We start from the raw sequence: 14,582 nt of genomic DNA on the forward strand, positions 1-14,582 counted from the left end.
AGGCGCCGCCGAAACGCGGTGTGCGCTGCATCACATCGCGATCATGCGCGGCGCCGCATGAACGAGCCGACCCTCGCCTCGCTCGATTGGCTCAAGCGTATGTCCGCAGACGATCACTCTTTAGTGACAATGATCTGCTTCCCGCCCGCGGGCGGCGGCATGACGGGCTTTTGGCCCTGGATCGCGCCATTGCGCGGCCGCGCCAATCTCTACGCCGCCTCGCTGCCGGGTCGTGAGCAGCGGCTGCGCGAGGAGCCGGCGCGCGCGCTGGACGCTCTCGCGGCGCCGCTCGCCGAGGCGGTCGCGGCGCTCGCCGATCGGCCGCTGCTGATTTTCGGACACAGCTTCGGCGCGCTGCTCGCTTACGAGATCGTCCAGCGCCTGCTGGCGGAGCGCCGCGCGGCGCCGGAGCGCCTGCACTTTTTGGCCTCGGGCCGCGTCCCGCCGCATCTGCCCTCGCGGGCGGAGCGCGTGTCGCATCTTCCGCCGCGCGACGTCGTGTTTCGCGTCGCGAAGCTGCACGGCAATATTCCGGTCGCTCTGCTCGAGCAGCCCGATTATGTCGAGATGATCGGCCGCGCGCTGCAGGCCGATCTCTTCATCAACGAAACGTACGACTGGACCGAGCGTCCGCCGCTCTCCTGCCCGCTGACGGTCGTGGGCGGCGATGGCGATCCGCTCGTGTCGGCGGCCGAGCTCGACGCCTGGGAGCGGCATGCCGGCGGCGGCTTCGAGCGGCGCCTCGTCGCGGGCGATCACTTCTATTTTCGTCCGGCGACCGGACAGCGGGCGCTGATGGAGATCGTCGCGGCCTGCTGCGAGACGCTCGCCGCCACGACGCAATAAAAGCGCGAGACCCGAAATGAGCGAGCTCGAGTTCAAGAAAAAGGCGATCGTCGCTCTAGAGACTCTGCGTCGCCGCGTGGCCGAGCTCGAAGGCGCGACGCGCGAGCCCATCGCGATCATCGGCTATGAGGCGCGCTTTCCCGGCGGCGCAGACGCCGAAGCCTTTTGGGAGTTGCTGCGGGACGGGCGCGAAGGCGTCGGCGAGGCGTCGTTCTCCCGTTGGGACGCCGAGGCGGTCTATGACGCCGATCCCGACGCGCCGGGAAAAACGGTGACGCGCCGCGCCGGACTCCTGGACAGCATCGATGATTTCGACGCGCAATTCTTCGGCGTCGCGCCGCGCGAGGCGTCCTGCATGGACCCACAGCATCGTCTGCTGCTGGAGACGAGCTGGCGCGCGCTGGAACATGCGGGCGTCGCCGCCTCGGAGCTGGAGGGCGCGCGCGCCGGCGTCTGGATGGGCGTCAGCACGCATGAATATCTCGGCCTGCTCATCGACAATATGACTCCCGAGGCCATCGACGCCTATTACGCGACAGGGACCTCGCCCGCGGCCGGCGTCGGACGCATCAGCTATCGGCTCGGGCTCGAGGGTCCGGCGGTGACGGTCGACACGGCCTGCAGCTCCTCGCTGGTGGCGATCCATCAAGCCTGCCAGGCGCTGCGATTGCGCGAATGCGATCTCGCGCTCGCCGGCGGCGTCAATGCGATCCTCACCCCGACCGTGATGATCAGCATGTCCCGCGCGCGCATGCTCGCGCCGGACGGCAAGTGCAAGACTTTCGACGCCGGCGCCGACGGCTATGTGCGCGGCGAAGGCTGCGGCGTCATCGTGCTCAAGCGCCTCAGCGACGCGCTGCGCGACGGCGACCGCATCCGCGCCGTGCTGCGCGGCGGCGCCGTCAATCAGGACGGCTCCTCGGGCGGCCTCACCGTGCCGAGCGGCCGCGCGCAGCAGCGCGTCATCCGCGCGGCGCTGGATCAGGCGGGGCTCACGCCCGCCGATGTCGATTATCTCGAGGCGCATGGCACCGGCACATCGCTCGGCGATCCGATCGAGGCGCAGGCCGCCGCCGCCGCGCTCGGCCCCGGCCGCGCGCCGGACAGGCCGCTGCTCATCGGCTCGGTGAAGACGAATATCGGCCATCTCGAAGCCGCAGCCGGCGTCGCCGGCGTCATCAAGGTGACGCAGGCGCTGGAGAATGAGCTGCTGCCCGAGCATCTGCATTTTCGCACGCCCTCGCCGCATATTCCGTGGAAGCGATTGCCACTGAAAGTCGTTGCGGAGGCGCGCCCCTGGCCGCGCTCCGAGCGCAAGCGGCGCGCCGGCGTCAGCTCCTTCGGCTTTTCCGGCACCAACGCCCATGTGATCCTCGAGGAGGCGCCGGCGCGCCCCGAAATCGCGCGTGAGGCGGCTTCGCCTCGGGCCGAACGCCCCTGGCATATGCTGCCGCTGTCGGCGCGCAGCGTTCCGGCGCTGAAGGCGCTGGCGCGGTCCTATATCCAGCGCGTCGAGACGCTGCCCTCGGCGAGCGCATTCGCCGACGTTTGCCATTCGGCGGGCGTCTGCCGCTCGCATCTCGAGCATCGCGCGGCGATCGTCGCCGAGGACGGCGCCGAGGCCGCGCGTCTGCTGGAGGCGTTCGCCGACGGGCGAGCCTCTGCGGGAGCCTACGCCGGCTTTGCCGCCGATCCGCCGAAGACCGCCTGGCTCTTCACTGGACAAGGCGGCCAATATTCGGGCATGGGCCGCGCGCTCTATGAGACGCAGCCGCTCTTCAAGGAGACGCTCGACCAATGCGCGGCGGCGATCGCCGATATTCTGCCGCGCCCGCTGCTCGACGTGATGTTCGCCGAGGACGGCGCTGTCAATCACACCTCTTACGCGCAACCGGCGCTATTCGCGCTGGAGATGGGTCTCGCAAATCTGTGGCGCAGCTGGGGCGCTGCGCCGGATGTGGTTCTGGGCCATAGCGTCGGCCAATACGCGGCCGCCTGCGTGGCCGGCGTCTTCACGCTCGAGGATGGCGCGCGTCTGCTCGCCGAGCGCGGGAGATTATTCGGCGCCTTGCCGGCGGGCGGGCTGATGGCGGCGATCTTCGCCGAGGCCGCCGCCGTCGAGGCGCGGCTCGCCTCTTTCCCGCATGTTTCGATCGCGGCCTATAATGGCGCGCATATCGTCGTCAGCGGTCCGCGGCAGGATGTGCGCGCGCTGGCGGAAATGTTTCGTGGCGAAGGCGGCCGCACGGAAGAGCTCGAGACCTCGCACGCCTTTCATTCCGAGCTGCTGGAGCCGGCGCTCGACGCCTTCGAGCGTTTCGCCGGAGAGACGCCTTTCGAGACGCCGACGCGCACGCTGATCTGCAATCGCACGGGCAAGCCGCTCGCCGCGCCGGCGCGATTGGACGCCCAATATTGGCGGCGCCATTCGCGCGAGCCGGTGCGCTTCGCGCAGAGCGCGCAGACGCTCAGCGAGCTGGGTTGCCGCGTTTTGCTCGAGGTCGGTCCGCAGCCGGTGCTCGCCGCAATGTCGCTGCGCGCCTGGCCGGAGGGGCGGCCGACGCCGCAGGCGGTCGCCTCGCTGCGTCGCGACGCCTCCGACACTCGCCAGATAGAGGAAGCGCTCGGCCAGCTCTACGCGGCCGGCGCGCGCATCGACTTCCGCGCCGTCGATGCGCCGTGGCGGCGCAGCAAGGTCGATCTTCCCAAATATCCGTTTCAGCGAAAGCGCTTCTGGTTTCAGGCCGTGCGGCGGGACGCGCATTCCTTCACCAGCTCCGGCGAGAAAGCTTTTTCCGCGGATGTTTCTTCCGCGGATGCGTCGTCCGCAGACGTTCTCTCCGCGGATTCCTGGCTCGTCGAGGCGCCGCAGGAGGAGCGGCGCGGTCTCGTGGTCGCGCGTCTGAAGGCGGAAATCGGCCATGCGCTGCATATGAGCGCCGAGGAGGTCGATCCGCATGCGGGTTTCGCCGCGCTCGGCATGGATTCGCTGACCGCAATGGAGCTGCGCAGCCGCTTGCAGGCGGCGCTCGCCGCGGCCATTCCGGTGGCGCTCTTCATCGAGAGTCCCGATGTCGCCACGCTCGCGACGCGCCTCCTCGATTGGTGGGAAGAGCAGCGCGGCGCCGCGGCCAAGCGCCAGCCGCCGATGACGCGACGCCCGCGCGACGGCGCGCCTCTGCCGCTCTCCTTCAATCAGGAGGCGTTGTGGTTCCTGCATGAGCTGGCGCCGGGCTCGAGCGCCTATAATATCGCCGCCGCCGTGCGCATTCGCGGCGCGCTCGACGCCGCTGTGATGCAGCGCAGCCTCGACGCCATCGTCGCGCGGCACGAGTCGTTGCGCACGTCGTTTCGCAGCGAGCGCGGCGTCGCGCAGCCGCAGATCGTCGCATCGCTGCATGTTCCGCTGCCCGTCGAGACCGTGCACGACGAGGCGGAGGCCGCCGAATGGGCGCGGCGCGAGGCCGGCGCGCCATTCGATCTCGCCCAGCCGCCTCTGTTTCGCGCGCGTCTTCTGCGCTTCGACGAGACGCATCATATTCTGCTGGTGACGATGCATCATATCGTCACCGACGGCTGGTCTTTCGCCGTGCTGCTGCGCGAGCTCTCCGCCATCTATCGCGCCTTCGAGACGGGCGAGCCCTGGCCGCTTCCCGAATTGCCGATTCAATATGCCGATTACGCCGCCTGGCAGCGCGACTGGCTCGCCGGCGAGACTCTTGGAGAACTGCTCGAATTTTGGAAGGCGGAGCTGTCTGGCGTCGCGCCGCTGGCGCTGCCGACCGACAGGCCGCCGCCGCGCACGCCGAGCTTTCGTGGCCGCCGCCTTCGCTTCGCGCTCGGCGCCGAGCGCGCAAAGGCGCTGCGCGCTCTGGCGCAGGCGGAGGGCGTGACCTTGTTCTCGCCGCTGCTCGCCGCGCTCGCCGCCGTGCTGCAACGTCACAGCGGCCAAGACGAATTCATCGTCGGCGCGATGAGCGCCAATCGCGGCCGGCTCGAGATCGAAGGATTGATCGGCCTTTTCGTCAACGCGCTGCCGGTGCGCGTCGTCCTCGACGGCGACCCCGACATGCGCACGCTGATCGCCCGCCTCGGCGCGCGCGTTCAAGCTGCGATGGCGCATCAGGACGCGCCCTTCGATCATGTGGTCAACGCTGTCGAGCGCGAGCGCGACGGCTCGCGCAATCCGCTCTATCGCGTGCAATTGCTGCTGCAAGGCGGACTGCAGCCGCCCGCAGTGCCGGGCCTCGAGATCGAGGTGCAGGAGATCGACACGCAGACGGCCAAGCGCGATCTCACCTTCACCATCTTCGACGATGCGGCGATGGCCGGCCATGTCGAATATTCGACCGATCTCTTCGATGCGCCGCGCATTGAGCGGTTGCTGCGGCATTTCCTCGCCGCGCTCGACGGCGTTCTCGCGGATCCGTCGCGGCGCCTTTCCACGCTGCCGCTGCTGACGCCGGAAGAGCGCGCCGCGAGCCGCGCGCCCGCGGAGGCGCCGTCGCCCGGCCCGCTCACCGTGGCGGAGCTGCTCGAATCCGTCGCCGCCGCGTGCGCCGATCAAATCGCATGCGAGGATGGCGAGCGCCGCCTCACTTACGCCGAGCTGCAATCCGCCGCGCGGCGCCTCGCGCGCTGGCTACGTGCGAAGGGAGTTCGCCCCGGCGACGCGGTCGCCATGCGCACGGGGCGCAAGGTCGATATGATCGTCGGATTGCTCGGCGCGATGAAGGCGGGCGCTGTCTATGTGCCGATCGACGAATCCTATCCGCGGGAGCGCATCGCGCATATGCTCGCCGAGGCGAATGTCGCGCTCGACGTCTCCGCGCTTTTCGACGCCGATGTCGCGCGCCAGTCGGATGCGCCGCTCGAGACTTTTGCCGCGCCTTCGGACCTCGCCTATATCGTCTTCACCTCGGGCTCGACAGGTCGGCCGAAAGGCGTGGCGATCTCGCATGGCGCCGTCGCCGAATATGCGCAGACTCTTCGCGCGGAGCTGGGAATCGTCGCATCCGACGCCTTTCTGCATACGTCGTCCAGCGCATTCTCTTCCTCCATGCGGCAGATATTGGCGCCGCTCGCCGCCGGCGCGCGCATCGTCATCGCCAGCGACGACGAGCGGCGCGATCCCTTCGCTCTGCTGGAGCGCGTGCGCGCGTCCAAGGCGACGATCATCGATCTCGTGCCCTCTGTTCTGAGGCGGGTCGCCGATGCGCTCGCGAGCCTGCCGGAGACCGCGCGCGCAACGCTGCTCGATAATGAGCTGCGCCTGCAGCTCACCGCGAGCGAGCCTTTGCGCCAGTCGCTCGTGCGGGATTGGCGCGCCTTCGTCGGCGACGAATTGCGCTGGGTCAATCAATATGGCCAGACCGAGACCGCCGGAATCGTCAGCCTGCATGAGGTGGGGCCGGGCGCGGGCGCCGATGCGCAGGCGGTCGTGCCGATCGGACGGCCGCGCGCCAATGTGCGGCTCGTCGTGCTCGACGCGCAGAAGCGGATCGCGCCGATCGGCGTTCCCGGGCAATTGCACATCGGCGGGCCATGCCTCGCGCTGCGCTATCTCGGCGACGCGGCGCTGACGCAAGAGCGTTTTTTCGACTTCGACGACGGTGAGACGACACAGCGTCTCTATGCGACCGGCGACATTGTGCGGCGCGAGGAGAATGGCGTTCTCGCCTTTATCGGCCGCGACGACCAGCAGGTGAAGATTCGCGGTGTCCGCATCGAGCCCGGCGAGATCGAGCGCGCATTGCTCGACCATCCGCGCATGCGCGCGGCGGCGGTCACGCCTTATGACATGGACGGCGAGGCGCGGCTCGCGGCCTATATGATCTTCGACGGGCCGGCGCCGAGCGCGCAGGCGCTGCGCAATCATCTGCGCCGTCTTCTGCCCGATCATATGATTCCGTCCGCCTTCGTGACGCTCGATACAATGCCGCTGACCGCGAATGGCAAGCTCGATCGCGCCGCCTTGCCGCCGCCGCCGCGCGATGCGGCGCGCGACACGGCTTTTGTCGCGCCGCGGACCGAAGACGAGGAGCGCCTCGCCGAGATCTGGCGCGACCTGCTGAAGCTCGAGCGCGTCGGCGCCGATGACAGCTTTTTTCTGCTCGGCGGTCATTCCATGCTGGCGGCGCAATTGCGCGCGCGCATTCATCAGAGCCTCGGCGTGGAGCTGCCGCTCGGCGCCATTTTCGAGGATCAGACTCTCGCTGCGCTCGCCGCCCGGCTCGATAGCGCGCGGCGCGGCGCCACCGTCGCTCTGCCGGAATTCGTCGCAGCGCCCGCAGGCGCCGTCGCGCCGGCCTCGCTCGCCCAGCTCGGCGCCCTCGCGGCCGAGCAGGCGTCTCCCGGCGCGCCGGGGCATTGGATCGACGTCGGCGTGCGCATTCTCGGCCCGCTCGACGAAGAGCGTCAGATCGAGAGCATAAGGGAAGCCTTTCGGCGCCACGCCATTCTGCGCACCATCCTAGAGCCCATGGCCGATGGCGGCGCGCTGCAGCATATCGTCGACGCGCCGCCCGAAGTGACGCTGCTCGATCCCGAGGACGCGCCCGATCCTTTGGAGCCCGCATGCGCCGATGACGGCCGGCCCGCAATCCGCGTCTCGCTGCAGCGGATCGCCGATGGCGAGCGCCTGCTGCGGCTGCGCTGTCATCGCTCGCTCGCCGATGGCGCCACTGTCCGCATGCTGCTCGGCGAGATCGGCGCGCTCTACGCCAATGGGCTCGAGGGCATGGAGCTGTTTCCGCTCCTCGATCGCTCGCTCTCCTACGCCGATTACGCGCTGTGGGAGCGGCAATGGCTGACGCCGGCGCTGCGCAGCGGCCAGACCGCCTATTTCCGACGGCTGTTCGCGAGCGGCCTGCCCGCGCCGATCCGGTGCGATCGGCCCCGCGCGGACGGCGCCCTCGTGCCCGAAGGCGCCGTCTTCCGTTTCGATTTTCCGCAGGCGGCCGTCGACGCCGCCGAGGCGCTCGCGGCGAAAGAGCGGGCCACTCTCGCCATGACCTTGACCGCGGCCTTCGCCAGCGCTCTCGCCGAGCGCGCCTCGGATGATGCGCTCGCGCTGACAATTCCGGTCTCGCTGCGCCATCATGCGGCGACGCATCGCATGCTCGGACCCTTCATGAACGCTCTGCCGCTGCGCATAGAGCGGCCCGGCGACGCGCTGGACGAACTGCTGCCGCGCGTGCGCGAGGCGACGCTCGGGGCTCTCGCCAATCAGAACGTGCCGTGGCGCGACATCATGGCGTCGCTACGCGAGGATCATGGACCGGACGCCGAGCGGCTCGGCGATGTGGCGTTGGTGATCGAGGACGCGCCGCCGCAGAATGTACAATTCTCAGGCTTGACGCTGTCGCGCGCTTCCGCCGACCGTGTCGCCGTGCGACGCCCGCTCACACTCTCCGTCTCTCTGGACGACGGCGAAATCAAGGGCAGCCTCATCTATGCGACGAGCCTGTTCGAGCGCGACACGATCGAGCGGCTCGCCGGGCGCGTCATTCACGCGCTCGCGCCGGGCTGATGGGCGCGCCGCCGGACCGTTCATGCGCAAGAATATTCGAATGCGCCATCTCGGACCCCCACGGCGACAAGCGCCAATTCCTGCTTGGCCAGCGCTTTTTTCAAGAACTCGCGGGATAGAGCCGGCAATAGCGTGTTGGTGACGATATTATCGATCATTCGCCCTCCCGAGTCGGGATCGCGGCATTGCTCGACAATGTGGTCCACCACCGTATCGTCATAGGTGAAGGCCGCGCGATAGCCCTCCGTCACCCGCTTGCCGATACGATCCAATTGCAAGCGCGCGATTCCGGCGAGCATTTGCCGCGAGAGCGGGAAGTAAGGCACAGTCACGATGCGGCCGAGCAGCGCCGGCGGAAACACGCGCAGCAGCTCCGGCTGCAGCGCCTGCGCGAGCCCATCCGCATCATTGGCGAAGGCGGGATCGGCTCCGAGCCGCATCAGCAGATCGGTTTCGACATTGGACGTCAAAATGATGAGCGTGTTCCGAAAATCGATGCGCCGACCCGCGCCATCCTCCATCTGGCCCTTGTCGAAGACCTGAAAGAAAATCTCGTGAACGTCGGGATGCGCTTTCTCGATCTCGTCGAGCAGAATGACGCTATAAGGCTTGCGGCGCACGGCTTCCGTCAAGCGGCCGCCTTCGCCGAAACCCACATAGCCGGGAGGCGCCCCTTTGAGCGTCGCCACGCTATGCGGCTCTTGAAATTCCGACATGTTGATGGCGATGACATTCTGCTCGCCGCCATAGAGCGCCTCCGCGAGGGCGAGCGCCGTCTCCGTCTTGCCGACGCCCGAGGGACCGACGAGCATGAACACGCCGATCGGCTTGTCGGGATTGTCCAATCGCGCACGGCTCGTTTCGATGCGCTTTGCGATCGACCGCAGACCGTGCGTCTGTCCGACGACGCGTTTGTTCAAAATATCTGTCAAATGAAGGACCGTCTCGATCTCATCCGTCACCATGCGTCCGACGGGAACGCCGGTCCAATCCGACACAACAGAGGCGACGCATTGCTCGTCGACATGCGCGTAGATCATGCGCCCCTCTGGACTCGTCGCCTCCAGGGCCTCCGCCTTGGCGTCGATCTGCTCGCGCACAGTTCGGCGATGCGCGGGATCGGCGGAGGCCGCCTCCTCCCGCAATCGGCGAATATCGTCGATGAGGGCACGTTCGCGCGTCCAACGCAATTCGAGCTCGGCGAGCTTTTCGCGCGCCGACGACATCTCCCTATCCACCTCGCTCGAGCGGCGCTCGTCCAGCGCCTCGAGATCGCTATTGCTCGCGATCGCCGCACGCTCGCTCTCCAAGGCGGCGATCGAGGCGCGCGCATCTTCTATGGGAGCGGGCGTCGCATTCTGCGAGATCGCCGCGCGCGCGCAGGCCGTGTCGAGAAGGCTGACGGCCTTGTCGGGAAGCTTGCGCGCCGGAATGTAGCGCTGCGACAGCTTCGTCGCCGCTCTGATCGCATTCTCGGAGACGCGGACATTGTGGTGCCGCTCCATCGGCTTCACCATGGCGCGCAGCATCTCGATACAGCGCTCGACGGAAGGCTCGTCGACATCGACAGGCTGAAAGCGTCGAGACAGCGCCGGATCCTTTTCGATATGGCGCCGATATTCCGCAAAGGTCGTCGCAGCGAGCATGCGCAAGGCGCCGCGCGCGAGCGCCGGCTTCAGTAGATCGGCGGCGTCGCCGACGCCATTCTGGCCGCCGGCGCCGATCAGCGTATGCGCTTCGTCGATGAACAGGATCACCGGCGTCGGCGAAGACTGCGCCTCGTCGATAACGGACCGAAGCCGCTGCTCGAACTCTCCCTTCATTGCGGCGCCCGCTTGCAGAAGGCCGATATCGAGCGACAGCAGGCGAATGTCGCGCAGGGCCGGAGGCACGGCGCCGCCGACGATGCGCTGTGCAAATCCTTCCGCGATCGCCGTCTTGCCGACGCCCGCCTCGCCGACCAGAATAGGATTGTTCTGCCTGCGTCGCATGAGCACGTCGATGACCTGACGAATTTCGTCGTCGCGTCCGAGCACGGGATCGAGCTCGCCGCTGCGGGCCCTTTCCGTCAGGTCCTGAGCGAAGCGATCTAGCGCCGTCTGAGCGCCCTTCGCCTCGCGCGCGCCTTTGGCGATAGGCCCGGCGCCGTCCAGCGGCCGTAGATTCTCTTCTTGCGATCCGGCCCAAATCCTATTGGCCTCCTGCATCAGCGCCTCGTCTGCGATCTTGTCGAACTCCCTCGACAGCGACCGCAGAGCGCGGCGAAGCTCCGGCGTTTTCAAAAGCGCCGTCAGCAGATGGCCGCTTCGAATTTGAGTCTCGCCGAAGAGCAGAGTGGCGAAGTGCCAGCCGCGATCCAGCGCGTCGATAACATTGTTGGCGACCCCCGGCATTTGTGTCTCGTCGATGCGAAACGAGCCGATGACACGTTCCAGATCGCTCGACAGCCTGGTCCGGTCCAGCGCGAAGCGGTCGACCGTGAGATCGAGGTCGCTTCCTTCGCTCTGCAGAAGATGCAACAGCCAATGCGCGAGCTCCACATTGCGATGCCCGGCCTGCTTCGCCTGTCGCAGGGCGCGCATGAAAGCGTCATAGCCGACGCGATTGAGCTTGCCGGTCACGGTCTCCAGGCTGATCTCTGTCATTTCCACCCCTCCTTCAAATCAACGAGTCCGCCGCTTCGCGGCGCGCGCGTTTAGCCGGATCGAAATGGGCGTCGCAGCGGCGCTCCGTGGTCGTGCGGTTCGGCGCCATCCAGCTGGTCCAGCCGAGCTCTCCCGCACGCCCGAGCGCCATTGGAGTCGTCTGTGTCGCCGGAAGAGAAATTTCGACGTCCCATTCCATTTCCTCGCCGATATAAAAGAAAAGGAGGTCGCTCAGTCTGTGGCAATCCTCACCTTCCGGTAGAAAGTCGCGATAGCGCTTCATATCTTCGACGAAAATTCGAATTCGGAATTTGTGATCGAGCTCGAAGGATGACGCGCCGAGCATTACATCGCCGCCCAAGCTGCAGTTCTTGCGTCCGAGTCTGCTGCGTTCGCTTTCCTCGATCGTGAGCCAGCCGCCGACGAGCTGCTCGATCTCGACGTCCACCGCGAACAATCCGCGAATGGCGCCCGCGAGCCGTTCGCCGGATTTCGTCCGCGAGCCCAGAAGACCGGCATAGGCGGAGATGCCTTTCGGCGTCGCGGCGAGCTCGCGAAAGGGCGGCGTTCCGACGCCGATGGTCGAATTCACATAATCGCGGAAGCGATCGCAATCTGGTCGATCGTGCTGAACAATGGCCCGAGAATCGGCCCAGGCGCGATAGAAGAGCTGCAAGAAGCGATTGTTGAAAATATCTAAGAAATGCGGGAAAGACGGGTCCTGCTGCAAAGACCAGCCATGCGCCTCCTCTGTGATGGAAAGAGGCAATGCGCCCTGCGGGCCGAGCATGCCGAGGAATTTGAGCACGATGTGCAGCCGTTCGCTGCGCTCCGTCCCTTCCCGCTCGCCGTCCGCGCTCGGCGCATCTTCCCGCCATTCGACGCGCGCGACATTCGAGCCTGGAAAGCTCATCCATGGATCCTGCCCGAATGACAGCGCGACCGCTTTGCCGTCGATTTCAATCGTTTCTTCCTTGCGAGACGCGCTGTCGCCGATCCGCGGCCTGGCCTCCGCTTCGCCCGACGCTTCTCCGAGCGAGCGCTCGATCCGACGCATCATCTCGAAAAAATCGACTCGCCAAGGCTCCTCTTCCAAATGCTCCAGATAGGTCACGCCAGCCTCCGCGAGCCGATTCGCGCCGGCCAACGCATGATCTCGCCGCGCTCGCTGGTGCGCATCACCAGCTGCGTGAAGCTGTTCATTCCTGCATAGGCCGGGAAAAATCGATCCAGCACGGCGCCGAGCAAAAATGCGCCCGATCCTTCGAACGCCTTGTCGTCGACTGTGACCGTGATCTCGATCCCGAGCGCTGTCCCGACGCCTCTGGCGCGACGCAAACGGCGCACGATCTGCCGGCTCTCCACGGATCGGATTCCACGCAGCCGCTTCTCGATCGAGCTGTCCGCCGCGTCGGAGAATGTCGCGAGCATTTCTCGAAGCGCCGACGCATTCTTGCCGCCGCCATGCGCGGCGACGCCCAGATAGTTGAGGCTGAGCATGTTCAAGAGACGCCAAGCGACGACGCCGGCGTAAGCCGATTCGGTGCGGCTCTTGACCTGCGAGACGACCGCATCACGCGGCGCGGTGGGCCCGGCGACGCAGGCGACGTCGAGCGACATGTCGTCCGATAGGCGAAAATCCGTCTTGCCGGTCCCGACCGGCAGATGCTCGGGAAGATGCCGGTTCGAGCATAAGGCGCGAATGCCGAGCTCCGCGATCTCGCCTCCCGTGGTGAGCGAGGCGGGCTCGTTGATGGAGATAAATACGTCGGAGCCCTGGTAATTGGACGCCACGCCGCGCCGCTTCTCGTCTTCCGACCGACGCCGCGGGCGTCTTCGTATCGTGTAGCTCGGATCGGACGTCGACGCGTCGTCGGCCGTCGCGGCGTAGAGCGGACGCACTTGCCGCTTCTCTCCCCCGCCCGACATATAGGCGAAGACATCGAGGATTCGATAGGGTTCGAAGTCGAGCGGCTTGCTTCGATCCGGCAGGATCTGATGCTCATGCTGATTTGTGCGAATGCGGATTCGGTCGGTCGTCATCTCGAACAGATTGACCGCGGGCGCGCTGAATAGCGAAAACATCTGCGCGCGCACTGCGGCCGCCAGCTGCGGATTGACCTCATCGAAGCCGAAGATCACGCTGATCGAGCTCGCCGCCATTCGCGTCATCCCGCGCCGCAGACCGCGAAGATCGAATCCCAGGAACTTTTGTGGAAAGGCGAAATATTCGCGCAGCAGCTCGAAGCCGCGGAAAATTCGGTCATCCGATGGTATCAGCTCCTCATCGTCGTCGAAGCCGATGTCGCTGATGGCCTCGCGCCCGAGCGACATTACGATCGGCTCGCCCGTGTCATCGACGCAGCGAAGCCAAACGCCGGTGCAATGCGCGAACATCTGCTCGTAAAGGCCGACCGATTCGGCCTCCGCGCCGCAGAAATGAATTGGCAGATGTTCCACCAGACACGACGAAAACATGTCTTGGGAGGCTCTGTCGCCGTCGCTGGCGGCGGCGCCCGAACGCATGTTCAAGGTCAGCTTCATTCCGGCGACGGTTTCCGATCCGGGCTTCACGCCGAGCGCGACCAGCGGCGCCGCTGATTGGCAATACTCCGCATCGCTGATATCGAATGGCCAGAGCTCGACGGGCGCTGTGAGCTTGTATCGGCAAGAGACCTCTCGGTCGCGCTCGATATGAGCGGCGTCCACATTGGTCCCACGCGCGATCGTACGCCCCTCTTTCAGAGCGGGGTCGCCGAAAGGCGGAGAAATTTGCGCAAGGAAGATGGACGGCGTGGGCGCCAGAAAATTCGGAACGAGCTGCTCCAAGAGATTGCCGATAAATTCGGGAAACTCGTGCTTCAACTTCAGCTGAACGCGCGCAGCGAGAAACGCCGAGCCCTCGAACAGGCCCGCGATCGATGGATCCATGGATTCGCGTGTGAGGCCGCCGAGGCGCGACGCGACGCCCGGGTATTCTTCCGCGAACTCTCGTCCATGTTCGTACAGGATATGGAGCTCACGATCATAGAGATCGAGGAATTCACGGTTCATAGAGTCACCTCTGCTGAATTTGGATCTTGCCGGTCGTGACTTCGACATCGGCAATGAATTCCATGGGAAGCGGCAGCGGATTGCTCGCGAGCTCCGCATGAACGACGTAGCGAATCGTGAGCTCGGCGGGATCGACGCGTCGATCTCGCGTCACCTGCAGCGTCGCGGCGATCAGCCGCGGCTCGTAGCTGCGCAAGGTTCTTTCGATCTCCGACTCGAGACCCGAGCGCTCCAGCTCGTCTATCGTCAGCCGCGCGATGCTGGGAAAGCCGTAATTCAAGACAGAGCGTCGAGCCCGCGGAAACTGCTGGAGATCGATCGTCGAATTGACTGCGACGCAATTGAGCAGGGCTTCGACATGCTGGGCGACTTCGTCCTTGAGGGCCGACTCGGTGATAGCGACCCGGCGCCCCTCGCGTGACGTCGTCGGCGTAGGCCGCCACGCGCCGACGCCGGGATTGGTCCGCACATCTTTCGCCGCATGCGCGGCTCGAAAGCAATGCATC

At 66.3% G+C, this 14,582-nt stretch carries 6 protein-coding genes; 2 read left to right on the forward strand and 4 right to left on the reverse strand.

Features of this window, described 5'->3' with window-relative positions; translation table 11 throughout:
- The first annotated feature begins 57 nt into the window (after positions 1–57).
- Together ACT53T_RS15955 and ACT53T_RS15960 are read left to right on the forward strand one after the other, a co-directional pair.
- Positions 58–846: a thioesterase II family protein gene (locus ACT53T_RS15955; protein WP_476161933.1), complete on the forward strand. Its 789-nt coding sequence runs from the start codon at positions 58–60 to the stop codon at positions 844–846.
- Positions 847–862: 16 nt separating this feature from the next.
- Complete coding sequence (locus ACT53T_RS15960; protein WP_476161934.1) at positions 863–8,377, forward strand: type I polyketide synthase; 7,515 nt, start codon at positions 863–865, stop codon at positions 8,375–8,377.
- Between the two features lie 20 nt (positions 8,378–8,397).
- Here the strand turns inward: ACT53T_RS15960 and tssH are convergent, their stop codons facing one another.
- The 4 genes from tssH to tssE are packed head-to-tail and all read right to left on the reverse strand — an operon-like array spanning position 8,398 to position 14,581.
- Positions 8,398–11,022, reverse strand: coding sequence for a type VI secretion system ATPase TssH (gene tssH / locus ACT53T_RS15965; RefSeq protein ID WP_476161935.1), 2,625 nt, complete (start codon positions 11,020–11,022; stop codon positions 8,398–8,400).
- Between the two features lie 13 nt (positions 11,023–11,035).
- Positions 11,036–12,136, reverse strand: a complete 1,101-nt coding sequence (tssG, locus tag ACT53T_RS15970; protein ID WP_476161936.1) for a type VI secretion system baseplate subunit TssG — start codon at positions 12,134–12,136, stop codon at positions 11,036–11,038.
- Positions 12,133–14,076, reverse strand: coding sequence for a type VI secretion system baseplate subunit TssF (gene tssF, locus ACT53T_RS15975; RefSeq protein WP_476161937.1), 1,944 nt, complete (start codon positions 14,074–14,076; stop codon positions 12,133–12,135). Before tssF ends, tssG begins: the two co-directional genes overlap by 4 nt.
- A gap of 4 nt (positions 14,077–14,080) precedes the next feature.
- A complete protein-coding gene (gene tssE / locus ACT53T_RS15980; protein ID WP_476161938.1) occupies positions 14,081–14,581 on the reverse strand; it encodes a type VI secretion system baseplate subunit TssE in 501 nt (166 codons plus the stop codon).
- Position 14,582: the final 1 nt, after the last annotated feature.

The organism is Methylosinus sp. DMC45 (genome assembly GCF_056313885.1).